Source organism: Planctobacterium sp. AWM4_229, assembly GCF_056160305.1.
Genome location: NZ_JBSWWX010000002.1, coordinates 597,114 through 621,007 on the forward strand (window position 1 = coordinate 597,114; position 23,894 = coordinate 621,007).

General features: G+C 46.2%; 21 protein-coding genes. 10 read left to right on the forward strand and 11 right to left on the reverse strand.

Features of this window, described 5'->3' with window-relative positions:
• Positions 1-112: 112 nt before the first annotated feature.
• On the reverse strand, positions 113-925 hold the full coding sequence (gene nudC / locus ACXAGP_RS05610; protein WP_475260075.1) for an NAD(+) diphosphatase: 813 nt from the start codon (positions 923-925) through the stop codon (positions 113-115).
• Positions 926-1,108: 183 nt separating this feature from the next.
• On the opposite strand from nudC, the gene rsd reads away from it, so the two are divergent.
• Positions 1,109-1,573, forward strand: coding sequence for a sigma D regulator (gene rsd, locus ACXAGP_RS05615; protein WP_475260077.1), 465 nt, complete (start codon positions 1,109-1,111; stop codon positions 1,571-1,573).
• 62 nt (positions 1,574-1,635) lie between these two features.
• Here the strand turns inward: rsd and rho are convergent, their stop codons facing one another.
• Positions 1,636-2,901 (reverse strand): transcription termination factor Rho, encoded by a 1,266-nt coding sequence (gene rho, locus ACXAGP_RS05620; protein ID WP_475260079.1) that lies wholly within the window; start codon positions 2,899-2,901, stop codon positions 1,636-1,638.
• Between the two features lie 183 nt (positions 2,902-3,084).
• Here rho and ACXAGP_RS05625 point away from each other — a divergent pair, with 183 nt between their 5' ends.
• Positions 3,085-3,567 carry a GNAT family N-acetyltransferase gene (locus ACXAGP_RS05625; RefSeq protein ID WP_475260080.1) on the forward strand — a complete coding sequence of 161 codons (483 nt, stop codon included), beginning with the start codon at positions 3,085-3,087 and terminating at the stop codon, positions 3,565-3,567.
• Between the two features lie 49 nt (positions 3,568-3,616).
• Here ACXAGP_RS05625 and ACXAGP_RS05630 read toward each other — a convergent pair whose 3' ends face one another.
• The 3 genes from ACXAGP_RS05630 to ilvC all read right to left on the reverse strand — a co-directional run bounded on the left by ACXAGP_RS05630 (position 3,617) and on the right by ilvC (position 6,533).
• Positions 3,617-4,471, reverse strand: a complete 855-nt coding sequence (locus ACXAGP_RS05630) for a hypothetical protein (RefSeq protein WP_475260082.1) — start codon at positions 4,469-4,471, stop codon at positions 3,617-3,619.
• 112 nt (positions 4,472-4,583) lie between these two features.
• Positions 4,584-4,925 (reverse strand): antibiotic biosynthesis monooxygenase family protein, encoded by a 342-nt coding sequence (locus ACXAGP_RS05635; RefSeq protein WP_475260083.1) that lies wholly within the window; start codon positions 4,923-4,925, stop codon positions 4,584-4,586.
• Positions 4,926-5,048: 123 nt separating this feature from the next.
• Positions 5,049-6,533, reverse strand: coding sequence for a ketol-acid reductoisomerase (gene ilvC / locus ACXAGP_RS05640; RefSeq protein WP_475260084.1), 1,485 nt, complete (start codon positions 6,531-6,533; stop codon positions 5,049-5,051).
• 112 nt (positions 6,534-6,645) lie between these two features.
• On the opposite strand from ilvC, the gene ilvY reads away from it, so the two are divergent.
• The gene (gene ilvY / locus ACXAGP_RS05645) at positions 6,646-7,503 is read left to right on the forward strand and encodes an HTH-type transcriptional activator IlvY (RefSeq protein ID WP_475260085.1); all 858 of its coding nucleotides are present in this window, start codon (positions 6,646-6,648) and stop codon (positions 7,501-7,503) included.
• Positions 7,504-7,512: 9 nt separating this feature from the next.
• Here ilvY and ACXAGP_RS05650 read toward each other — a convergent pair whose 3' ends face one another.
• Positions 7,513-9,024 carry a YifB family Mg chelatase-like AAA ATPase gene (locus ACXAGP_RS05650; protein WP_475260086.1) on the reverse strand — a complete coding sequence of 504 codons (1,512 nt, stop codon included), beginning with the start codon at positions 9,022-9,024 and terminating at the stop codon, positions 7,513-7,515.
• Between the two features lie 94 nt (positions 9,025-9,118).
• Entirely contained in the window at positions 9,119-9,760 is a 642-nt protein-coding gene (locus ACXAGP_RS05655; protein WP_475260088.1) for a trimeric intracellular cation channel family protein, read from the reverse strand.
• Between the two features lie 334 nt (positions 9,761-10,094).
• On the opposite strand from ACXAGP_RS05655, the gene ilvG reads away from it, so the two are divergent.
• Genes ilvG through ilvA form a run of 5 tightly spaced genes read left to right on the forward strand, consistent with a single transcriptional unit; the run spans position 10,095 to position 16,424 of the window.
• Positions 10,095-11,789 carry an acetolactate synthase 2 catalytic subunit gene (ilvG, locus tag ACXAGP_RS05660; protein WP_475260090.1) on the forward strand — a complete coding sequence of 565 codons (1,695 nt, stop codon included), beginning with the start codon at positions 10,095-10,097 and terminating at the stop codon, positions 11,787-11,789.
• Positions 11,773-12,024 (forward strand): acetolactate synthase 2 small subunit, encoded by a 252-nt coding sequence (ilvM, locus tag ACXAGP_RS05665; RefSeq protein WP_475260092.1) that lies wholly within the window; start codon positions 11,773-11,775, stop codon positions 12,022-12,024. The genes ilvG and ilvM overlap by 17 nt, the downstream gene beginning before the upstream one ends.
• A 14-nt stretch (positions 12,025-12,038) precedes the next feature.
• On the forward strand, positions 12,039-12,968 hold the full coding sequence (locus ACXAGP_RS05670) for a branched-chain amino acid transaminase (RefSeq protein WP_475260093.1): 930 nt from the start codon (positions 12,039-12,041) through the stop codon (positions 12,966-12,968).
• A gap of 38 nt (positions 12,969-13,006) precedes the next feature.
• On the forward strand, positions 13,007-14,857 hold the full coding sequence (gene ilvD, locus ACXAGP_RS05675; RefSeq protein ID WP_475260095.1) for a dihydroxy-acid dehydratase: 1,851 nt from the start codon (positions 13,007-13,009) through the stop codon (positions 14,855-14,857).
• A gap of 4 nt (positions 14,858-14,861) precedes the next feature.
• Entirely contained in the window at positions 14,862-16,424 is a 1,563-nt protein-coding gene (gene ilvA / locus ACXAGP_RS05680) for a threonine ammonia-lyase, biosynthetic (protein ID WP_475260096.1), read from the forward strand.
• A gap of 77 nt (positions 16,425-16,501) precedes the next feature.
• On the opposite strand, the gene ACXAGP_RS05685 is transcribed toward ilvA, so the two are convergent.
• The gene (locus ACXAGP_RS05685; RefSeq protein WP_475260098.1) at positions 16,502-16,690 is read right to left on the reverse strand and encodes a hypothetical protein; all 189 of its coding nucleotides are present in this window, start codon (positions 16,688-16,690) and stop codon (positions 16,502-16,504) included.
• Between the two features lie 119 nt (positions 16,691-16,809).
• On the opposite strand from ACXAGP_RS05685, the gene ACXAGP_RS05690 reads away from it, so the two are divergent.
• Positions 16,810-17,811 carry a GlxA family transcriptional regulator gene (locus tag ACXAGP_RS05690; RefSeq protein ID WP_475260099.1) on the forward strand — a complete coding sequence of 334 codons (1,002 nt, stop codon included), beginning with the start codon at positions 16,810-16,812 and terminating at the stop codon, positions 17,809-17,811.
• Position 17,812: 1 nt separating this feature from the next.
• Here the strand turns inward: ACXAGP_RS05690 and ubiK are convergent, their stop codons facing one another.
• Entirely contained in the window at positions 17,813-18,112 is a 300-nt protein-coding gene (ubiK, locus tag ACXAGP_RS05695) for a ubiquinone biosynthesis accessory factor UbiK (protein WP_475260100.1), read from the reverse strand.
• Between the two features lie 154 nt (positions 18,113-18,266).
• On the opposite strand from ubiK, the gene rep reads away from it, so the two are divergent.
• Positions 18,267-20,276 (forward strand): DNA helicase Rep, encoded by a 2,010-nt coding sequence (gene rep, locus ACXAGP_RS05700; protein ID WP_475260101.1) that lies wholly within the window; start codon positions 18,267-18,269, stop codon positions 20,274-20,276.
• A 16-nt stretch (positions 20,277-20,292) separates the two neighbouring features.
• Here the strand turns inward: rep and ACXAGP_RS05705 are convergent, their stop codons facing one another.
• Together ACXAGP_RS05705 and ACXAGP_RS05710 are read right to left on the reverse strand one after the other, a co-directional pair.
• Positions 20,293-22,947 (reverse strand): bifunctional diguanylate cyclase/phosphodiesterase, encoded by a 2,655-nt coding sequence (locus tag ACXAGP_RS05705; RefSeq protein ID WP_475260103.1) that lies wholly within the window; start codon positions 22,945-22,947, stop codon positions 20,293-20,295.
• 171 nt (positions 22,948-23,118) lie between these two features.
• Complete coding sequence (locus ACXAGP_RS05710) at positions 23,119-23,514, reverse strand: c-type cytochrome (protein ID WP_475260104.1); 396 nt, start codon at positions 23,512-23,514, stop codon at positions 23,119-23,121.
• Positions 23,515-23,894: the final 380 nt, after the last annotated feature.

The window sequence follows — 23,894 nt, forward strand, 5'->3', positions numbered from 1 at the left end:
AATCAGTTAACGACTTCCAAACAATTAAGAAGCCTGATAAACAGGACCAAGACGCTAACAGAAATTAGAGCCCTTTCGTCAGAAAGGGCTTTTTTATTTCCAGATCCCGGCATTATCTGTCGCTTACCAGCTCCCGAGTTGCTTCAATTAACTGTCCTGCAATAGAGAATGTGGGCGGGATGTTAGGCAAAGCATCAAAGTTAAAGAATTGTGCTTCTATTATTTCGTCATCGTCGACGGTTATCTCGCCACTGTCGTATTCAGCAAGAAAACCACACATCAAAGAATGAGGAAAAGGCCAGGGTTGGCTGGCGAAATAACTCAGGTTTTTAATTTTTACCCCAACTTCTTCAAAAACCTCACGATGCACTGCTTGCTCCAGAGTTTCACCGCTTTCTACAAAACCAGCAAGGGTCGAGTACATATTGTTTTTGTGGTGTCGGCCTTGTGCCAGCAGTATTTGTGCACCTTTGCGAATTGCAACTATAATGCAAGGCGAGATTCGCGGATAGCAGCGATGTTTGCAGGTGTGACATTGGGTTGCCAACTCCCATTCCACACGCGCCATGCGATCACCACAGCGGCCACAAAAGCGGTGCGTACGCAAAAATAGCGCTACCTGCCAGGCCCGTGATACCACATAAAACAATTCGGCCTGAAGTTGCATGAGCATAGCGCGCAGACTAATACCTTCATAAGCTTCTTGGGCAACATGCTGAGCATCCATATCTAATACATAACAAGGCCTGGAATCCACTTCGCCCACCTGAATAATGTCTTCACGCCAGGCATGGAAATCTGTCATCTGTTGCCAGCCACCGCGGAACAAACCCGGCGAATCGCGGTGCTGCAGAATTTTGTCGCCACTCACCACTATCCACCACGCATCATTTGCATGTTCAAATTCGGGATTTTGCTGGATCAAATCTCACTCCTTATTAATCTAAATCGTCATTTAAAATGATCAGACAACGACTTTGGTAATAATCAAACCTTTTGGACACAGAGGATTTTGTTATACTGAACTGACAACCCTGGTGGGTGCAAAGCAAGTGACAGCCTGTTGGTCCGATTTGCTGCATTTATCATAACGCATAAGGCGATAATCATGTTAACCCGAATTGAACAAGCAGAACAAAGATGGGGCGGCATTCACAAGTTGATCGATACTTGGTTAGAAGAGCGCAAAACACTATTGGTGCAATACTGCCAATTAGCGGGTTTACCCCCTTTCGAAAACAGTAATAACGCGTTACCAAGCAACCAGGAAATCGAACAGTTCTGTGAAACCCTGATGGATTACGCTTCAACGGGTCATTTTGAGTTGTACGACAAAATTCTGGACGAGTGCAGCCAAAATGGCAAAGACCAAAATCAGATTGAAGAAATTGCGGAACAAATTAAAGCGACTACCGATACGGCGTTGTCTTTCAATGACAGCTATGCCGAACCCGGTGAAGAGCAAGATATGTCTGGCTTTGTAAAAAACCTGACGCAATTAGGCGAAACCCTGGAATTGCGTTTTGAACTGGAAGACAAGCTATTGGAGTCGATTCAACAACCTGCGAATTAAACAAAAATCGGATACCTATAAAAAAGGCGCTTTATCAGCGCCCTTTTTAATACCGAATCAATTTAGCTTTTTTGACGTTTCATGGCGTCAAAGAACTCATCGTTGGTTTTCGTCATGGCCAACTTGCCAATTAAGAATTCCATAGCATCGATTTCTGACATTTCGTGAACGATCTTTCTCAGGATCCACATTTTCTGTAGTTCGTCTTGAGAAGTTAATAACTCCTCTCGACGCGTACCTGAGCGATTAAAGTCAATAGCCGGGAATACGCGTTTTTCCGCAATCTTACGGTTAAGGTGTAATTCCATATTACCGGTACCTTTAAACTCTTCGTAGATAACTTCATCCATTTTAGAGCCGGTATCGATTAGCGCCGTAGCGATGATAGTTAAACTACCACCCTCTTCAACATTACGCGCAGCACCAAAGAAGCGCTTAGGCTTGTGCAATGCATTGGCGTCAACACCACCAGTAAGTACTTTACCTGAACTGGGGATAACTGTGTTGTAGGCACGTGCAAGTCGCGTGATGGAATCTAGCAAGATCACCACGTCTTTTTTATGCTCAACCAAACGCTTAGCTTTCTCGATAACCATTTCAGCTACCTGTACGTGACGACTGGCAGGCTCATCAAAGGTAGAGGCTACCACTTCACCTTGCACCAAACGCTGCATTTCTGTCACTTCTTCTGGACGTTCGTCAATCAGCAATACCATTAACTGGCAGTCGGGGTGATTAGCGGCAATAGATTGTGCGATATTTTGCAGCAACAAGGTTTTACCAGCCTTGGGCGGAGCAACAATCAAACCACGTTGGCCATTACCGATAGGCGAGGCCAGGTCCAATACGCGGGCTGTGATATCTTCAGTACTACCGTTACCGCGCTCCATGCGCAAACGCTGAGACGCGTGCAATGGCGTCAGGTTTTCGAATAAAATCTTGTTGCGAGAGTTCTCTGGCTTATCAAAATTAACCTGGTTAATCTTCAACAGAGCAAAATAGCGCTCGCTGTCTTTTGGTGGCCTGATCTTGCCAGAAATAGTGTCACCTGTACGCAGGTTAAAACGGCGGATCTGGCTAGGGGATACATAGATATCATCGGGCCCTGCAAGGTAAGAAGAGTCGGCAGAGCGGAGAAAGCCAAAACCGTCTTGTAAAATTTCCAGAACACCGTCGCCAAAGATATCCTCGCCACTTTTGGCATGGGTTTTAAGGATCGCAAAGATGATGTCTTGTTTGCGGGCTCGGGCCATATTCTCAATGCCCATCTCTTCGGCTAAAGAGACTAGCTCACTAATGGGTTTCTTTTTAAGTTCAGTCAGGTTCATAAGGAAGGATCTTTATAATTGATGTAGTACGCCTCTGGCGTGTTGCTGTTGTAAGGGTCAATTATTACGTTTATTCTCGGATAGATAACGTGAGTAACAAGGATGTTCAGGTGTGAACATCAATAAAACTAGCACCAAACATTTAATTGAACAAGTAAAAAATAACGATTACTACGAATTACTATGAGCAAAAAAATAATCACTGTTGATTTCAACAATCCAGAGCAAGGCCGAGACCTGGTATTCTTGCTAAACAGTTACGCCAAGGATCCCATGGGTGGTGGCGAACCGCTATCAAACCACGTACAGCAGAATCTGACTGAAACCCTGGCGAAAACAGCTGGAGCTTATTCTTTTATTCTCTACTCAGATAATAAACCTGTGGGTTTGTGTAACTGTTTCACAGGCTTTTCTACCTTTGCCTGCAAGCCCCTGTTGAATATTCACGATTTAGCCGTGTTGCCTGAATATCGTGGTATGGGCTTTGGTAAAGCTTTACTGCAGGCGGCGAAACAAAAAGCCGAGCAGTTGGGTTGCTGTAAAGTAACATTGGAAGTGCTATCCAATAATACGGCGGCCATTGCTGCTTATGAAAACTTTGGATTCAAACTTTATCAATTAGACGAAGTGGCAGGTACCGCTCAGTTTATGGAGCTTAAACTATAAGGGTGCTATTAGTAAAAATGGATTGCTCTGGCCAGCCAATCGGAAGTACTTAATTGCGAACGACCAATGCTTGTGAATCCATCACCTGCACCAGGTTGGCCATAATGCTTTCCAGCCAATCCAGGCCAAATTGCAACATCGACTCCATGCTCAGCTTTAGATAATGTTGTCCAGCGGACGAACTTAAGAAGTCATTGTAAGCCAACAGCGCCGGTGCTGACGCATCGCGAAACAAATAACTCAATGTAGCAACCATTTGCATTTCCAGCATGGGACCAAACTGATTTCGCATCATCTGTACCTGACTGGCAATCTGTTGCTCTACATAATCTGAACTCTTTGACTGCGGATGACCGGAAACCTCGGCAATATCTGCCATACCTTTCATCATGACAGGTAGAAATGACTCCATCATTTTGAACATGGTTTCGTTGAGCTGCGAAACACGCACTATTTTTTTGTAAGTGGCCAGACTTTCTGCACTAATCTGCTCTTGAGAAAAGTTCATTACGTAATGTTGCAGTAACGCGGGATCTTGCTGTTGCGCCAGGATTTCGATTTGGGTTATCTCTTTGCCGTAACCACTTTGCAGCCACAGCAGTGTTTGTTGCAATTTCTGGCTATCCCCCTTCATCATAAAATGCGCTTTTATGGAAGACAGCACCTCAACTTCATTAAAGTCGGTCATGATGGCATCTACCAGGTCTTCCATTAGCTGCTGCTGATGTTGTCCATTGAGCGGCATCATAGCGGAAAGCTGGGCCAGTTGAGAAGGCATACTCAGGATAGAAATTTCAATACTGGATTGATGTAATACGGCGTCCACCAAATCTGACTTCTCACCTTGTGCTTTAGCCAAACAAGTAAAAAACACCAGAAATAAAGTCAACTTTGTTATGTGCATAATCGCGTCCTTGATGCCGTGCCAATGGGCAAACTATATTGGGCATCAAGGTTACGATTAAAAACTTGCTGAGCAAACTCCTTAGGCGGACAGGTTTTGTAGGAGATCGCCGCTATTTAGTGTCAGTCGTTCCAAAGGAGTATGCACGCTCTACTTTGGCAACTCGCAGTTCAAATCCAGCATACCACTTTTCTTTTCCTAACTTCCTTGCAGTTTGATGCTCAGCGTTGCGTTTCCAGTTAGCAATTGCTTGCTCACTTTCCCAATAAGATACCGTGATAGCAATTTCAGATGATGCTGATTCAATACCCAGAAATCCCGGCTGCTCAGCGGCCAGCTCCACCATACGGTCGGCCATTTCTGAATAGCCTTCAGTGTCAGGACTTTTAATGTTGGAAAAGATAACGGCGTAATAAGGAGGGGGTGGTGTATTGGCTAACATAATAAATCGCATCTGTGAGAAATGCGCCTAGCCTACAACAAAAAAAGCCCGGCGAAAATCACCGGGCTAAAAGGGCTTTTAATAAGCACCTAACGACAGAAATTGTCAACGTGGGAGACAAATCTGTTTGGGAACTTAGTTACTGGCTGCCACAATGGTTTTCATGTCAGTCATATAACCGCGTAAGTCTGTACCAATGGTTTCCACAGGGTGATTGCGCAACGCGTGGTTAGCTTGAACCAACGCTTTGTTATCAACACTGTTAGATGCGCCAGAACCTTTGCCTATCAGGTCAGTTCCAATTTCTGGCATCAACTTCTCTCTCAGAAGTGGTACAGCTACATTCGCAAACAGATAGTTTCCATACTCAGCAGTATCCGAAATAACCACATTCATTTCGTATAAACGTTTACGGGCAATGGTATTCGCAATCAATGGCGTTTCGTGTAGAGACTCATAGTAAGCTGACTCAGGCAAAATACCCGCCTCTACCATTACATCGAAGGCTAACTCAACGCCGGTTTTAATCATGGCCACCATAAAGATGCCATTGTCAAAAAACTCTTGCTCATTGATGGTGCCATCGTACTCAGGCGCCTGTTCAAAGCCGGTTGAATTGGTTTCTTCGCGCCACTTCAGCAAGTTGGCATCGCCATTTGCCCAGTCTTCCATCATGGTTTTGGAAAACTCGCCGCACATGATGTCGTCCATGTGCTTTTCAAATAATGGACGCAGCAATGTGTTAAGCTCATCAGACAATGCCATTGCTTTTAGCTTGTCGGCATTGGACAGGCGATCCAGCATGTTAGTCACACCGCCAATCTTTAACGCTTCGGTAATGGCTTCCAAACCATATTGTACCAACGCCCCTGCATATCCTGGGTCAATACCTTCAGCCACCATCTTGTCATAGCCAAGAATCGCTGCGGCTTGTTGCATACCACAAAGAATAGTTTGCTCACCCATCAGGTCAGACTTCACTTCCGCAACAAAGGATGACTCAAGCACACCCGCTCTATCACCACCTGTAGCCGAAGCCAACGCTTTAGCGATATCCCAGCCTTCACCTTTGGGATCGTTTTCCGGGTGAACTGCTATCAGTGTAGGTACACCAAAGCCACGCTTATATTCTTCGCGCACTTCCGTACCCGGACATTTAGGTGCACACATGACAACCGTGATATCAGGACGAATCTGCTGGCCTTCCTCTACGATGTTAAAACCGTGGGAATAACCCAGGGCAGCACCTTCTTTCATCAGCGGCATTACCGCTTCAACCACGCTGGCATGTTGTTTGTCTGGCGTCAGGTTATAAACCAAATCCGCATGCGGGATCAGGTCTTGATAAGTCCCAACGGTAAAACCATTTTCAGAAGCGCGTACAAACGAGGCACGCTTTTCATCAATGGCGGACTGGCGCAGCGCATAGCTCACATCCAATCCAGAATCTCTCATGTTTAGCCCTTGGTTTAAACCTTGAGCACCACAACCTACAATGACGATTTTTTTACCTTTCATAAATCCACAACCATCAGCAAATTCTGAACGGCTCATGAAACGACAGCGACCTAACTGGTCTAACTGTTTGCGCAAAGGTAATGAATTAAAATAATTTCCCATAACTCTTAATAATCTGTGACGATTAATCCGAGAGCAACAATACGACTTTTTACACGTTGTGAAAAATGATATATTCGCAACATCACATTTCATTTTTTGCAACACTCTCAATATGGACCTTCGCGCTCTGCAAATTTTCAAGCATCTGGCACAATCCTTACACTTCGGGAAAACCGCCGAAGCCATGTATATCAGCCCCTCGACACTCTCGCGAACTATTCAGAGACTGGAAGACGAGGTGGGTTCAAATTTATTAGTGCGCGATAATCGAACCGCTCGACTGACGCCTGCAGGACAACGTTTTTTGCAATTTGCAGAGGAAATGAGCCAGCAATGGCAAGCTTTCCAGGGCGATATCAACGAACAAATGCAAGCCTTGCAAGGTGAATTGAGTTTGTTTTGCACGGTAACTGCCAGTATTAGTCACTTGCCCCCTTTACTGGAGGGTTTTCGCTCCAGCCACCCTAGAGTTGAAATCAAGCTGGCCACGGGTAACCCTGGCGAATCCGTGCAGCGAGTAATGGAACAAACCTCCGATTTAGCCATCGCCATCCACACACCCAATTTCCCGGTTGATTTGTATTTCCAGCACCTCGATCAGGTATCACTGGTAATGATCACGCCGAAAAAGCATTCGGCCCGCAAGGTTAACGAAATCGTCTGGAGCGAAGAACAGATGATTCTGCCTGATACCGGCCCTTCAAAACGCATAGTGCACCATTGGCTCAGTGAGCAAGGTATACGGCCCAGAGTCTATGCCAGTGTTGGAGGTAACGAGGCCATCTTGAGTATGGTAGCACTGGGCTGTGGTATTGCGATTGTGCCGGAAATAGTAGTGCAATACTCTGCCATAGCAGACAGAGTAAACATGATTGAAATCAATAATATAGAATCGTATAGATTGGGCTTGTGTTGTTTGGAAAAGCGTCGCTCAGAGCCGGTGATTAAGGCGTTTTTTGAACAAATTTAGGCCTGCTTTCTAACGTAATAAATTGGCAATAATGCGATCCAAAGCCCGATAACCCAGTGCCTCTGCCAGATGTTGCCGTTGTATTTGTTCTGACTCAGAGAGGTCGGCAATAGTGCGCGCCACTTTCAAAATACGTTGGTAGGTGCGGATGGAAAGTTGCAGCTTTTCAATGGCCATATCTAAAAAGCTTTGATCCGCCTCCTGTAAACTACAGGTTTGTTTCACTTCAGTAGTGGATAGCTCGGCGTTCAACTTCCCCGCGCGATTTTGTTGCCGTGCCCTTGCCTGCTCTACCTGGGCTTTCAGCTGAGCCGTAGTTTGGCTTTGATGTGTCCTTGCCCGACTGAATTCAGCTCTGGACATGCGTGGCACATCCACCTGCAAATCAATGCGATCCAGAAACGGTCCCGATACCCGGTTAAGGTATTTTATGATTTGCTCGGGAGTGTGCCTGCCATCATGAATATCTCCCGACGGGCTGGGATTTAGCGCCGCAATCAGCTGAAATTTTGCCGGGAATACCGCTTTTTGGGCCGCTCTGGAAATGGTTATTTCACCAGCTTCCAAAGGTTCTCGCAGTACATCCAGTACTTTCCGGGGAAATTCCGTTAACTCATCCAGGAACAATACACCATTATGGGCCAGGCTGATCTCACCTGGCATAGGTTTACTACCTCCCCCCACCAACGACACCGCCGAGGAGGTGTGATGTGGTGCCCGAAAAGGCCGTTGCCGCCAGGTATCCCGATTAAACGGCAAGTTGGCGACGGAATTCACCGTGGCCGTTTGCAACGACTCCCTCTCCGACATGGCGGGCAATAACCCCGCCAGCCTGGAAGCCAGCATGGTTTTTCCGGTTCCCGGTGGTCCGCAGAACACAATATTATGTCGGCCTGCTGCAGCAATGGTAAGTGCTCGCTTAGCTTGTTCCTGGCCTATTACTTCAGACATATCAAGCTGTGCATCGGAATACTGCTGATTTGTACAAGCCTCAATTTGCGATAAAGGGCCCTGCCCGCTTAAATGCTGGTATACCTCGTAAAAACTACGACCAGAATACACCTGCGCATCAGAAACCAACATGGCTTCTTTGCCATTTTCCTGCGGAATAATGAGCTTGCGCTGGGCATCGCGAGCCGCCACCGAAACCGGCAAGATGCCACTCACTGGCCGCAATTCTCCCGATAGCGCCAGTTCTCCAACAAACTCATAATCATCACAGTGAATTTCCGGCTGTAGCCCGGAAGCGGCAACAATGCCAATGGCAATGGCCAAATCAAATCTGCCACCCTCTTTAGGCAAATCGGCTGGAGCGAGATTAACCGTGATCTTTTTGGCAGGAAATTCAAATTGAGAGTTGATCAAGGCACTGCGCACCCGGTCTCTGGCTTCTCTCACCGAAGCTTCAGGTAATCCAACGATATTAAACCCTGGCAAACCATTGGATAGATGCACCTCCACTGTCACTAACGGGGCTTCAATGCCTACCACCGCACGAGTTTTTACAATTGCCAATGCCACAAGTAACTCCTTTTACGGGTGAAACAATGACCCAGTTTAAGTGAGCTAACCACTGAAACAAGCTGTAAAAAGTACAGTTTTTGATTGTTTAAGTTTACTCGTCAGAATTGCGCAACATGGGATGGTCACTGGCTTTAAACACCCAAAAATGCCAATGCCAGTGAATAGCAGCGACCCGTAATAGCAGGGTTGTGGCGACACAGAGAAACATCGCCAGGTGCATGTTATGCAGGTAAGTTTCGGTCAAAATGTAAACGATGCCGCCAGCCACACAAGTCATGGCATACAGCTCGCCGCGCAGAACCAGGGGTATTTCACGGCAGATCACATCGCGGATCAGGCCCCCGAACACGCCTGTCATAACTCCCAAAAAGACCGCCACAAAAGGCGTAGTGCCATAAGCCAGGGCTTTTTGTAAGCCCATCATGTTAAAAAACGCCAAACCGATTGCGTCTGCCAACAACAAATAACGCATGGGAAACCAGTGAGTGATGCGCAACATAGCCATAGTGCCCAATGCCGCCACCAGGATCACAATAAAAAAGTTTTTATCGGTAAGCCAATAAACAGGCACGTTGAGGATCATATCCCTTAATGTGCCACCGCCTATCGCCGTTACGGCAGCCAGAACCACAACCCCAAAGCCGTCCATACTTTTTCTAAAGGCCATTAACGTGCCAGAAATGGCAAAAACTGCCACCCCAGCAAGATCCACCCAATACAGCCAGGTACTCACATTCCGCTCTCTTTTAACAATGCTAGTGCACAGACTAATGTAAAAAATCTAAAAATAAAGCTTGCGATAAAAACTTTAGCTGTGGTAGTTGTATAAAAAGTGACGAAAACCGATGCCAAAGCATCCCCGAATAAAGAAGACTAATGATCCCGACTCTTAACCTAAATCCAGGCAAAATGCAGACTGTTATTAACAGCCTCATTGTCGTGGTCGTGGTGATTATTAGCTCGCTGCGGGGTCGGCTATAGGTTTTTGAAAATACCGAATTTAGCAAAACCCCCGCACGAAAGTCCGGGGGTTTTTTCGTTTTAGGCCACTGAAAAAAGAAAACATTATGAATGGTGCACAATACACATTGGCGTTTTTAGAAAAACAAGACTGCAAACGGATCTTTGGTTATCCCGGTGGCGCAGTCATGCCCCTTTATGATGCCATGTTGGAATCTGGCATTGAGCACTATCTAACACGGCATGAGCAGGGTGCTGCATTCGCCGCTATTGGTCAGGCCCGTAGCAGCAATCAAACGGCAGTATGTCTAGGCACTTCAGGTCCAGGCGCCACCAACCTGTTAACGGCCATTGCCGATGCCAAACTGGATTCAGTGCCACTGTTGGTATTAACCGGTCAGGTTCCTACCACCGCAATGGGCAGTGATGCCTTTCAGGAAGTGGATGTATTGGGATTGTCGCTGAGCATCACTAAACACAGCTTTGTCGTTGAGAATATTACTCAGTTACCGGATATTTTGCAGCAAGCTTGGGCACTTACAAGTGAAGGCAGGCCTGGCCCTGTATTAGTGGATATTCCCAAAGACGTTTTAACGGCTGAGTTGTCAGACGAACATTGTCATTTCCCTGACGGGCCAAATGAGAATTTAAGTTCTCATTTTAACACTATAGAAAACAATAACTTTCAAGAAATTGCCGTCGCCAATCAACTACTCAAAAGCAGTAAGAACCCAGTGTTATATGTAGGCGGTGGTGTGTTGATGGCCAAGGCTGAAGAAGAGCTTAATGAATTTGCACTGCGCTCTGGTATACCCGTAGTATCAACCCTCAAGGGCTTGGGCACCATCGATAAAGATTACTTTTTAAATCTTGGTATGTTGGGTATGCATGGTTTGCCCCCTGCCAATTACGCCGTTCAAGAAGCCGACCTGTTAATTGTTGCCGGGGCCAGACTGGACGACAGAGCGACAGGCAAATTAGACGAATTTGCTCCCAATGCAAAACTCATCCACATTGATATCGATGCCGCAGAGATCGGAAAACGCCGCACGGCTGATGCCGCCATTCAAGCGGACTTAAAACAAGTGGTAGCGAAACTGAATAGCGATTTAAACATCGGCGAGTGGCAAAAGCGCTGTCGCTCGCAAATGCTGGAGCACGCCAAAAGCTATGAATTTGGTACCCAAGACAGCTATATTTCTGGACCGAAGCTGTTACGCCAACTGAGTAATAAGTTAAACAACAAGGATATTGTTTGCTGTGATGTTGGCCAGCATCAAATGTGGGTAGCCCAACACATGCGGTTCTCCTCCCCTGCTTGTCATCTAACTAGCGGCGGGCTGGGTACCATGGGCTTTGGCTTACCGGCGGCAATCGGCGCGCAACTGGAAAATCCACAACACAAGGTGGTCGCCGTATGCGGTGATGGTTCCTTTATGATGAACATTCAGGAGCTGGCAACCCTCAATCGTTATCAAATCCCGGTAAAAATACTCATTATGGACAACCAGCGCCTAGGGATGGTGAAGCAATGGCAAGAGCTGTTCAATGAAGAACGCTACAGCGAAACCGATTTATCTGATAACCCAGAATTTTCCTTGGTTGCCAAAGCCTTTGGCTTACAGGCACAAGTGCTAAGTAAAGTTGCAGAAGTAGAAAAATCTTTGGATTGGTTTTTAAACAACCCGACCCCTTGCCTGTTGCACGTTCGGCTCAATTCACAAGAAAATGTGTGGCCTATCGTGCCACCCAACACCGCTAACCACAAAATGATGGAGGAACACCATGCAATATCAAATTGAACTGCATTTAAATAATCAGCCCGCTGCATTAGAGCGTGTCCTTCAGGTGGTGCGTTATCGACAATTTCAACTGGAAGAGCTGCAAATGCAGCCGCAAGGACAGGATAAGTTGACAGTTCAGCTAAAAGTTTCTGGCCAACAATCCATTAACATACTAACCAGTCAACTGAATAAGTTGTATGATCTGGCTCGATTAACAATTCAACATGAGTTGCCACTACAGGCAACGGCATAATCTAGGAAATAACAATGTCTAAAAAACTTGCAGATCATATTTGGTTCAATGGCGAAATCATCCCTTGGGAAAAAGCCACTGTTCACGTTCTTACCCACGCGATTCACTACGGTTCTTCCGTATTTGAAGGTGTGCGAGCTTATGATACGCCGGACAAAGGTCCTTGTGTATTCCGCATGCAAGAGCACACACGTCGCTTATTTGATTCTGCCAAAGTCTACCGCATGACTATCCCATTTACCGAGGAACAGATTAATCAGGCGACACTGGACATTCTGAGAAAGAACGACCTGAAATCCGCTTACATCCGTCCTATCGCTTTCTACGGTGATATCGGCATGGGTCTTCAAGTACCATTTGGCACCGAAACCGACCTGGCTATTGCCGCTTTCCCTTGGGGTGCTTACCTGGGCGATGAAGCACTGAAAAACGGTGTTGATGCAGGCGTATCTTCATGGAACCGTCTGGCCGCTAATACCATGCCTACTGGCGCGAAAGCCGGTGGTAACTATATGTCTTCACAACTGATTTCTATGGAAGCCCGCCGTCACGGTTATGGTGAAGGTATCGCTTTAGATGTAAATGGCTACGTGAGTGAAGGTGCAGGTGAAAACCTGTTTGTGATCCGCAATGGTGTTGTAGCCACCACACCAAAAACTGCCGCTATCTTGCCTGGTATCACTCGCGACACCGTTATGACCCTATTACGTGAAATGGGCTATGAAGTGCGCGAAGAAAATATTCCACGCGAATCCCTATACCTTGCAGACGAAGTATTAATGTGCGGTACCGCAGCGGAAGTTACGCCGGTGCGCAGTGTTGATGGCATTCCGGTAGGTAACGGTGGCCGTGGCCCCATCACGGAAAAAGTACAAAGTGCATTCTTTGGTTTGTTTAACGGTAAAACCGAAGATAAGTGGGGCTGGTTAACACCAGTAGAATAAGTATTCTTAACTTTAATTTATTGATATAGGTAGTAAAAATGCCAAAACGACTGCGTTCAGCAACCACCACTCATGGTAGAAATATGGCAGGTGCCAGAGCCCTCTGGCGCGCCACGGGAATGAAAGACAATGACTTTGGTAAACCCATTATTGCGATTGCCAACTCGTTCACCCAATTTGTTCCAGGCCATGTGCACCTCAAAGATTTGGGGCAACTGGTTGCCAGAGCAGTCGAAGCCGCAGGGGGAGTTGCTAAAGAATTCAATACTATTGCGGTAGATGATGGTATTGCCATGGGCCATGACGGTATGCTTTACAGTTTGCCCTCGCGGGATCTGATCTCCGACTCAGTAGAGTACATGGTCAACGCCCATTGCGCCGATGCCATTGTTTGTATATCAAATTGTGACAAGATCACGCCAGGAATGTTAAACGCCGCAATGCGCCTCAATATTCCGACTATATTTGTTTCCGGTGGCCCTATGGAGGCCGGCAAAACTAAGCTTTCGGACCAAATCATCAAGTTGGATTTGGTAGACGCCATGGTGGCTGCCGCCGATGATAAAGTTTCTGATGAAGAAACCGCACAAATCGAACGTTCGGCCTGCCCCACCTGCGGTTCTTGCTCGGGTATGTTCACGGCTAATTCTATGAACTGTCTTACAGAAGCATTGGGCTTGTCACTACCCGGCAATGGTTCTTTGTTGGCCACCCACGCTGATCGGGAAAAACTGTTTATCCAGGCCGGGCATCAAATTGTTGCCATGTGCAAAGCCTATTACGAACAAGACAACGAAAACATGTTGCCGCGCAATATAGCCAACTTCAATGCCTTTGAGAACGCCATGAGCCTGGATATCGCCATGGGCGGCTCCACCAATACTATCTTGCATTTATTGGCTGCTGCGATTGAAGGCAACATCCCCTTCACCATGAATGATATTGATCGCCTGTCACGCAAGGTTCCCCATTTATCCAAAGTGGCACCCGCCACCAACAAATATCACATGGAAGACGTGCACAGAGCCGGAGGCGTGCTGGGAATTTTAGCTGAACTGGAGCGTGGTAACTTGTTGCATTCCGATTGTAATCACGTCTTAGGAAGCACCGTTGGCGAAGTAATTGCTAACTGGGATATCGTTAATTCTGATAACAAGCAAGCACTTACTTTCTATTCTGCCGGCCCGGCAGGCATCCGTACTACGCAGGCATTCAGTCAAGATTGTCGTTACCCTGAGCCGGATACCGACAGGGAAAATGGTTGTATCCGAAGTATCGAACATGCCTACAGCCAGGAAGGCGGATTAGCGGTGTTATTCGGCAATATTGCTGAAGATGGTTGTATCGTAAAAACGGCTGGGGTTGATGAGTCCATCTGGAAGTTTACCGGTCGTGCCCGAATCTATGAAAGCCAGGATGCTGCTGTTGATGCCATATTAAATGATGAGGTTGTCGCCGGAGATACCGTCATCATCCGTTATGAAGGCCCGAAAGGCGGTCCGGGTATGCAGGAAATGCTATATCCCACGTCATACCTAAAGTCCAAGGGCTTGGGCAAAGCTTGTGCTTTGATCACCGACGGTCGCTTTTCCGGTGGTACGTCAGGTCTGTCCATTGGTCATTGTTCACCTGAAGCGGCCAGCGGTGGCGGCATTGGCCTGGTACAGGAAGGCGATACCATCATCATCGATATTCCTAATCGCACCATTAATGTCGATATCAGCGAAACCGAGATGGCAAAACGTCGCAGCGAAATGGAAGCATCAGAAAAACCCTGGCAACCAGTTAATAGAGAACGCTCAGTCTCAAACGCCTTAAAAGTATTTGCCGCCATGGCCACCAGTGCAGACAAAGGCGCAGTTCGCGATGTCTCCAAGCTGAAAGGCTAGGCGTATGACAGATAAAAACAACTTGGTTTCCGACAGCGAGTATTTGCGCAAAGTACTGCTGTCTCCTGTTTATGACGTAGCTAAGAATACCGATTTACAGTATATGCAACGCCTGTCACAGGCCATGGGCAATGAAGTCTGGTTAAAGCGTGAAGACCAGCAGCCGGTTAAATCCTTTAAACTGCGCGGCGCTTACAACTGTATATCACAGTTAGGCGATGAGGCGCTGCAAAAAGGCGTGATCGCCGCATCAGCCGGAAATCACGCTCAGGGCGTTGCCTATTCGGCATTCAAGAAAAAAATTCGTGCCACGATCGTGATGCCGGAAACCACGCCAGATATCAAAGTTGAGGCGGTGCGTTCCTTCGGTGGCGACTGGGTCAACATTATTTTGCACGGTACCAGCTTTGACGCTGCCAGCGATGAAGCGAAGCGGCTGGCTGCAGAGTATGGCTATACCATGATCCCACCTTTTGATACTCCAGACGTTATTGCCGGACAAGGCACTATCGCTCGGGAGTTACTAGAGCAAAATCCCCATCTGGACACTCTGTTCATCGCTGTTGGTGGTGGTGGTTTGGCGGCGGGTATTGCAGTATTCATCAAACAGCTGAAACCGAACATTAAAATTGTCGCAGTTGAAGCTGAAGATTCTTCATGCTTTAAAGCAGCGCTTGACGCTGGCAAACCCGTGACACTGCCCTCTGTCGGGATATTTGCTGACGGGGTTGCGGTAAAGACCATGGGGCAAGAAACCTTTCGTTTGTGTGAGCGTTTCGTGGATGAAGTGATCACTGTTAATAGCGATGAAATTTGCGCAGCTATCAAAGAAATCTTTGAAGATACCCGGGTTATCGCAGAGCCCGCTGGTGCGCTGTCGATTGCTGGTATAAGAAAATATGTTCTTGAAAACGATGTCAAGAATCAAAAGTTAGCCGGGATTTTGTGTGGCGCGAACATAAACTTTCACACCTTGCGCTATGTCTCAGAACGCTGTGAACTGGGCGAGCAAAAAGAAGCCGTGTTTGCCGTTAGAATTCCGGAGCGAAAAGGAGCCTTTAAAGAGTTCTGCGATATTCTCGGAAAACAGGCCATTACGGAATTCAATTATCGCTTTTCTACCGGTAAAACCGCACATATCTTTGTTGGCATCAAACTGCGCCGCGGTAAAGATGAATATAAAGAGATCACCGACAAGCTGGATCAGCAAGACTACAAGTGGTTTGATATGTCTGACAATGAGATTGCTAAATTACATGTCAGATACATGGTGGGAGGCAGGCCACCTTCGCTTTTAAATGAGCGACTTTACTCTTTTGAGTTTCCTGAGCAACCGGGGGCTTTACTTAACTTTTTAACCACCTTGGGTGAGCAATGGAATATCACGCTGTTTCACTATCGCAATCACGGTGCGGCTGAAGGTTTAGTATTAGCGGGGTTTGACGTACCAGAAGCTCAAAGAAAAACCTTTGATCAACACCTGGAAAAGCTGGGTTATTACTTTGAAGATCAAAGCGAAAATCCGGCCTATAAGTTCTTCCTGTCGGATCTCAACGGCGTGTTTTAATAGCCACTGCCGAAAGCTATATAATCAGCTCAGAACCCACTGAGCTGATTAACTTCTTTTCATTGTTATCATGTAACTCAATGGTTTGTACCATCAGAGCCCTGAGCCGCAAGGGCGGCTAAAAATGCCATTACCAACATCATTAACGGCATGGCAACCAAATTAACAGAAGCTTCCTGGTTCAGGTTCCATTGCATCCAGATCATCAGTGTCCAACCAATAACCAGCGTCAGCATAATAACAGGCAATTTTAATAAACGTTTCATGGTTTGCTCTCCTCTTTGAAGTTGTACATATAATATCCAGTTGCAATCCGTCAGATAAGTGGCAATAATGACAATATAGATGCCTTTATTGCCACTTTATACTTGAGAGAGCTGAATTTATGCAAACCATCAATATTATCGCGACACCTAATTGCGTTATCTCCAGCCTCACGGGCATAGTGGATTTTATGGAGTTTTGTAATATCTTCTGGCGCTACCTGCACCCCGATTGCGAAGAGAAGCTGTTTCACTGCCAGATATACACAACGCAAGGCAATGAAATAAAAAGTGATACCGGGATCAGCATACAGGCACGAAATATCAGTGAGTATAAACCTGGTGATGCCGTTTTTCTGGTGTCTATCTTTGCCCACAACCGTGCCCACATGGAAGCTTATCTCAATAGTTGCGACTGTATCTCTGCAGTAATTAAACAAGAGCATCAGCAAGGCAAAGTTATCGCAAGCTATTGCACGGGCACATTTGGTTTAGCAAGAACAGGAATTCTCAATGGTGCACCCGCCACTACGGTATGGTGGATGAAAAATCTGTTCGCAGAACACTTTCCCGAAGTGGATCTTAAAATGGACGAATTAGTGGTTGAGCACCAAAACCTTATCACTGGTGGTGCCACAACCTCTTATTTTAGTGTTTGTATGGCCATGCTGGAAAAGATGACAAATGATATCTTTGCCACCCAAATGTCAAAATTGTTGCTCTTGGATAAACAGCGTTTGTCACAACAACCTTTCATTGATACCGCCTTTATTATCAACAAACACGACGCCGTAGTTGAGCGAGTGCAAGCCTGGATGATGGCTCACTACGCTGAACCTTTTTCTCTGGACGCTATCTGTGAGCAGTTTGCGGTGAGTAAACGCACCCTTATTCGCCGGTTTAAAAATGCTTGTGGTGAAACACCACTTAATTACCTGCAGAAAATTCGGATAGAAAAAGCCAAGCACTACCTGGAGTCCACTAATTTGCCGGTGGAGCAAATTGTATTGAAGGTAGGTTATGAAGATGTTGCTTCGTTTCGCAAGCTATTTACCAGCCACACCCAATTATCGCCAAAGAACTACCGGGAGCGCTTTGGTTATAGCTTGCCAAGAGCAGTTTAAGCTACTTATCGTTAGCCTCAATGGTCTGAGCGCCTTTATTTTCTGCACTGTCCGTAGTGTTGGCTTTCTCCAATTCATCAAGACGTGCTTCCAACGCAATCAGCTTTTCTCTGGTGCGTTGCAATACCGAGGTTTGCACATCAAATTCTTCGCGCGAAACAAAGTCCAGCCGGCTCAACTGATATTGCAAGGCCTGTTTTACCTTGGCATCAACACCTTCAGCCATTTGTTTGACCCCCGGCGGGATACTGTCTACCACTTTATTGGCGATTTCTTCTAGCTTTTTGGGGTCGATTACCATGTTATTGCATCCTGATATAATAGCGGTTTAACCTCAGTGTGGGGCCAATTCTAGCGCATCTCAACTTTTTGTGATGCTTTACACAGATTATTTTTATCTTCTCGTGTAAAATCAGCCGCCCTGATTTTCCCGGTGTTTTAACAAAGCGAATCTTATGAAACTCAACCCACAACAAGACGATGCTGTAAAATACATCTCTGGCCCCTGCCTGGTATTGGCTGGCGCTGGCAGTGGTAAGACACGTGTAATCACCAACAAAATAGCCTATCTGGTTAGGGAATGTGATGTGCCTGCACGTTATATAGCCGCCGTAACCTTTACCAATAAAGCCGCACGGGAAATGAAGGAGCGAGTTGGCCAGACGCTGGGGAAAACCGAAGCGCGAGGCTTGAAAGTATCCACCTTTCACACCTTAGGTTTGAGTATTATCAAATCGGAAACCAAAGCCCTGAATATCAAGCCGGGCTTTTCCTTGTTTGATGATAAGGACACTATTGCTTTATTAAAAGATCTCACGGAAGACACCATTGATGGTGACAAAGAGCAGCTGTCACTGTTACAAAGCTGTATCTCTAACTGGAAAAACGACCTCATCACGCCAGAGCAACTGTTAAAACAAGTCAGTTCCAGTGGTGAAAAAGAATTTGCGCAAGTTTATTTGCGTTATCAACAACACTTACAAGCCTACAACGCTCTGGATTTTGATGATTTGATATTGCTGCCTACCTTGCTATTGCAGCAAAACGAACGAGTGAGACAAAAGTGGCAAAACAAAATTCGCTACATGTTGGTGGATGAGTATCAGGATACCAATACCAGTCAATACGAATTAGTGCGACTGTTGGTGGGAGAACGCGCCCGATTCACGGTGGTGGGTGATGACGATCAGTCCATTTACTCCTGGCGTGGTGCGAAGCCACAAAACCTGGTGTTACTGAAAGAGCATTACCCTAATTTACGGGTGATCATGCTAGAGCAGAACTATCGTTCTTCTGGACGCATACTGCACTGCGCCAATATTCTCATTCAAAACAATCCCCATGATTTTGACAAACGATTGTTCTCAGAGCTCAGTTACGGTGAAGAGCTGAAAGTGCTTGAGTGTAAAAACGAAGATCACGAAGTAGAACGAGTAGTGGCAGAATTAATGTCGCACAAGTTTATGAATCGTACCAGTTACAAAGACTACGCCATTTTGTATCGCGGCAATCACCAGTCACGCCCCTTCGAAAAGTCTTTAATGCTCAACCGCATTCCCTACAAGATCAGCGGTGGTATGTCATTTTTCGGACGTACTGAAATCAAAGACATCATGGCCTACCTGCGCTTGTTGGTGAACCAGGATGACGACACCGCTTTGTTACGCGTAATCAACACTCCCACCAGAGGCATTGGCCGCGCCACATTAGAAAAACTGGGCAACTTTGCTAATCAGGAACATATATCTCTATTCGAAGCGACTGTCTCACCGCACCTGCAGCACATTCTCAGTGGCAAGTCGTTGATGGCAGTACAAAACTTTGGCCGCTGGATAGTGGAGTTAGCAGACAACGCCGAACGCGGTGACACTAATGCTGCGTTACGAGACCTGATCAAAGGTGCCAAATACGAAGAGTGGGTTTATGAAACCAGCGCATCCCCTAAAGCCGCAGAAATGACGCTAGCGAATATCAGCACCCTGTACGGATGGGTTCAAGGTATGTTGGAAGGCAATGAAAGCGAGCCCCCCATGACCTTAGTAGAAGTCGTCAACCGACTTATCTTACGAGACATGATGGAAAAGAGTGAAGAGGAAGACGCCAGTGACGCCGTACAACTCATGACCTTACACGCCTCTAAAGGTCTGGAGTTTCCTTATGTCTTTATGGTGGGGATGGAAGAAGGATTATTGCCTCACCAAAGCAGTATCGATGAAGACAATGTCGAGGAAGAACGCCGACTGGCGTACGTTGGCATTACCCGCGCGCAACAAGAATTAATATTCTCACTCGCCAAAGAGCGCCGTCAGTTCGGCGAAGTCAGCAACCCGGAGCCCAGCCGGTTCCTGTTTGAACTGCCCGTTGATGATGTAGTGTGGGAAAACAAAAAGCCACCAGCCAGTAAAGAAGAAAAGCAGAAAAAAGGCGAAGTGGGTATTGCGAATTTAAGAGATATGCTGCGTTAGATAATGGATGTTACGGTTATGCCGTTAAAGGAATAACTTTCTCGTCTTCATCAATTTTTTTTTCGGATAAATCCCCTGAAGAGGCCAGTTCCTTTTGGCTTTCAGTTAAAAATGAACCTTGCCCAAGCTCACAACCGATGCTCACCAAGGCCTCACATTGAGCGGTATTTTCAATGCCTTCAGCAATCAACTGAAAACCAAAATGTTGTGAGATTTGCTGCACTGATTGGATCAGCTTAAGGTTTTGCTCGGAAGCAGGTAGTGAACGCACAAACTTGCGATCAAACTTCACGTAATCAAATGGATATGAACACAAATAGTTGAGCGAAGCCAAGCCATTGCCAAAATTGTCTAGCACCAGTGTTACCCCAGCATTTTTCAACATTTTAATGGATTGCAAAACTTGTTGAGACTTTCTACTCAGTAAACTTTCGTCGATTTCGATCACTAACCGTTCCGGTGAAATACCACTGGCCATGACTGTCTCGATGAGTTGATTCACCAATGATGCCTGCATCAAATGATTAACGGAGAGATTAATAGCGACTTTATCCTTGGGAGAAACAAATGGCGCATCTTCTTCTCCCTTGAGAATTTGACAGGCCTTCTCCAGCATAAAGTGGTCCATTTCCATAATCATGCCACTGTGCTCGATGATGCGCAGGAATTGGTCCTTCTTTACGCTACCGATAGTGGAATGCACCCAGCGCACATAACATTCGTGATAAATGGTTTCACTGCTGCCCAAATGGATAACTGGCTGATAATGGCAGTCAAACGCTTTTAACTTCAGTGTGCGTCGGAATTCATTTTCCAGCTCTAACTCTTCCAGCAGTTTTTCCCGCATGCTTTGGTCGAACATAACGTAACGGCCACGGCCTAATGATTTGGCCTGGTACATGGCTGAGTCAGCATCGCGGATAATTTCATCCGCACTTTGATACCAGCTTTCAATGTAAGCAATACCGATACTGCCGCCAGAATACATTTCAGAACCATCAAGACAAAAAGGTTTGCTCAAGGTTTCTAATATGCGCTGAGACACCTCTTCGACGTCTTCATCGTCATCGAAGTTGTCCAGCAAGATCACAAATTCATCTCCACCTAAGCGGGCCAATAAATCGTGACCGCGTATACATTGATCAACCCGCAGGCTCACTTCAATCAAAAAGCTGTCGCCAGCATGGTGGCCAAGAGTGTCGTTAATTAGTTTGAAGCGGTCTAAGTCAATAAACAATAACGCAAACTTGTTTTCGGGAAAGCGCTGCTTATTGGCTAATGCCAGTTCAAGGCGATTCATGAACATAGTGCGATTGGGTAAACCGGTCAACGCATCGTGGTGTGCGTCATGGATCAGTTTCAACTCAATTTGTTTACGCTCTTCAATTTGCTTTTTGAGGTGGGCGTTGGTTTCATCCAGCTCTTGAGTCCGCTCTTTAACCCGTACCGTTAGCTCGTTGTTATAGGCATGAATGGCTTCTGCTGCTTTTTTACGTTCCAGCGCCACCGCTATGTGGTGAGAGACAAAGCGCAATAACTCCAGATCTTTAAAACCGTAGGTGTAATCGTCATTGTAAGCCTGAATACCAATAACACCGGAAACTTCACCATCGACGATCAGTGGTGCACCTATCCAAGAGTTTTTGCTGGCATGCATGCGACCGGCAACCTCAGAGCATAAGTGCCCCGCTTCTGCTAACGTTTTGGCACGCTCAGCATCGATAAGTTCGGCCCGACCGTGATTCAATACATATTCGGTAAGACCTATACCTAATGGCCTGGGTGTCGCCGCTTTATTTTTTTGATCACTAAAATAGGGGAAGCGCAAAATCTGGCGCTCTTTGTCCAGCGTAGCAATATACAGGTTAGGCGCGTGAATCAGGCGCGCCAATATGTCGTGCAAATTGGCATAGAAATCGGGAATATCGCCTTCCATAGTGGCGGATAACTCGGATATTTCAAACAGTGCCTGTTGCAAAGATTCAATCTTTTGCCGCTCTTTTATTTCTTCTTGCAGCTCGTTGTTTATATCTCGCAATTGCTTAGTGCGCTGGCGAATGATTTTTTCGGTTAATTCGCGAGTTTTAACTCTGTCTACTGTGGTGACAATGTGTTGCGACACAAACAACAAAATATCCAGATCATCATCCGTATAGCGCACCGCATCATCGTAGCTTTGTACCGCCATCACACCAATAATACGTTGACCGCGTTTAAGGGGCACACCAATCCAATCTACCGGGCGTGTTCCCAGTTTACTGATACCAATTTCTTTTACTATATCGTCGTAGTTTTCTTTGGTGAGGAACAGGTGATTACCGGTTTGTAAAACATAACCTGTGAAGCCGTCTTTGAGTTTTTCGGCTGGCATTTCATTCATGGTGAGCTCGTCGAACTCATCCACGAAATAAACAAAATCCACCATGCTCTCAGTATCGTCATAAAAGGCGACATAAAAATTTCGAGCATGCATAAAGCTGGCAATAATGTCGTGAACGGCAGAATACAGGCGCGACAATTCGCTAACCGAGCTAGACAGCTCGGAAATATCGAATAACGCTTTTTGAATGGCTTCGGCGCGTTTGTACTTCTCAGTCACCTTTTGAAGCTGCGGTACTAACTCCCGCAATTCATCCTCAGACAGTACGCCAGCCTGATTTTCTTGTTCCATCACACACAGCTAAAATTGTATTTATAATTATTTGTCAGAAAGTCGCTGCTAAAAATAACGTATCATTAACAAAAAGACCACCTTTGAGGTGGTCTTTTCTTAGAATATTTGGAATAAGTTTTATACTTAGTTGCTACTTTTTGAAAGGAGCAATCAAAATCATCCCGACAATTATTCCATCATAAATTCGATAGCAGCTTTGATGTCATCGTTGGAGCAATTGCCACAGGTTCCCATTGGCGGCATTCCACCGATACCATTGATGGCGTTTTGCCATACAGTATCAAAAGTTTTCTCATCAATACGCGCTTGCCATGCAGCTGCATCACCTTTTTTAGGTGCACCTAATACGCCGCTGGCATGACAGGCAACACAAGCACCGTTGTAGATATCCGCACCAGAGCGAGGCCCTGCAGCAGCCGCTGATTCAGCAGCAGCACCTGCAACATGAACACTGCCGACCGGCTTGATGCGCTCAATAATCTCTTCATCAGTATCCTTTTTAGCACCGTGTGCCACTGATACAAAAAGACAGGTGGATAAAATCAGGGTTAGCAGTTTCTTCATTTCTCTTGTTCCGCAGTTACTGTCGTAGACCGATATTTATTAAACTGTAACGATTATAGCCAGTTAACGCGCCGCGACAACCGGAATCTGGTTATTATGCCTCGCTAATTCGCTTTTCTTGTTGGAATACCGACAAAGCGGTTGCCTGAAGTAGTGGAGATCCGTATTATTACGCCCCGGTTCAGCGCCCGTAGCTCAGCTGGGTGAAGAACGGTCTTCGAAGAAGACGAGGAGTGATGAACGGCGAGACAGGACGTCGAGACTGGGTGACGATCATCAGGGATGTGTTTATGATGACTTTTATGCGTCAAACTATTCTCAAAATCCCCAGTATTTCACTCTACAACTGTGATTAAATGCTCGTACAGCATACTCACAAG